This is a genomic window from Prevotella sp. khp7, assembly GCF_900109055.1.
Taxonomy (GTDB): Bacteria; Bacteroidota; Bacteroidia; order Bacteroidales; family Bacteroidaceae; genus Prevotella.
In genome coordinates this window covers 1-1,083 of the sequence record NZ_FOIV01000008.1, presented here as the reverse complement: position 1 = coordinate 1,083, position 1,083 = coordinate 1, and the positions used below count along the sequence as shown (strand labels likewise).

The 1,083-nt window shown below is 54.3% G+C and carries 1 rRNA gene; it reads right to left on the bottom strand.

What is annotated here, in order from left to right:
* A 23S ribosomal RNA gene (locus BMX82_RS12825) occupies positions 1-1,076 on the bottom strand; the annotation flags it as partial.
* Between the last annotated feature and the right edge of the window lie 7 nt (positions 1,077-1,083).

Sequence of the window (1,083 nt, the reverse complement as noted above, 5' to 3'; positions counted from 1 at the left end):
AGACTTCGTTAGACTAACTCAGACAGGATTCCGGGACCTTAGACGGCGGTCTGGATTCTTCTCCTCTCGGGCACGGACCTTAGCACCCGCACCCTTACTGCCGGACTGCAGACCGTGAGCATTCGGAGTTCGTCAGGTCTCGATAGGCGGTGAAGCCCTCTTGACCTATCGGTCGCTCTACCTCTCACGGTGACCATCCGACGCGGCACCTAAATGCCTTTCGGGGAGTACGAGCTATCTCCGAGTTTGATTGGCCTTTCACTCCTACACACACCTCATCCAGAAGCTTTTCAACGCTTATTGGTGCGGGCCTCCATCCCGTGTTACCGGGACTTCACCCTGGACATGTGTAGATCACTCGGTTTCGCGTCTACCCCCACAGACTTGACGCCCTGTTCAGGCTCGCTTTCACTGCGGCTTACGCGGCTGAACCGCTTAACCTCGCCTGTGATGGTAACTCGTAGGTTCATTATGCAAAAGGCACGCCGTCACTAGTAAAACTAGCTCCGACCGCTTGTAGGCGACTGGTTTCAGGTACTGTTTCACTCCCCTCGTCGGGGTGCTTTTCACCTTTCCCTCACGGTACTGGTTCGCTATCGGTCTCTCGGGAGTATTTAGCCTTACCGGATGGTCCCGGCGGATTCGCGCAGAATTCCTCGTGCTCCGCGTTACTCAGGATACCACTAGGCCCCGTCTCGCTTCGATTACAGGTCTTTCACCTTCTACGGATCAACTTTCCAGATGATTCTTCTCACGATTCAGGTACCACGGCGTGGTCCTACTACCCCGTATGTGCATTGCTACACATGCGGTTTGGGCTCTTCCCCGTTCGCTCGCCACTACTGGGGGAATCATTATTTATTTTCTCTTCCTGGGGGTACTAAGATGTTTCAGTTCCCCCCGTTTGCCTCCTTACTTGGGTAAGGATAACCGGCCTTCAGCCGGCTGGGTTGTCCCATTCGGAAATCCATGGATCAAAGGTTATTTGCACCTACCCACGGCTTATCGCAGCTTATCACGTCCTTCATCGCCTCCGAGAGCCAAGGCATCCACCAGACGCCCTAACTTTCTTTCGCCATTTAC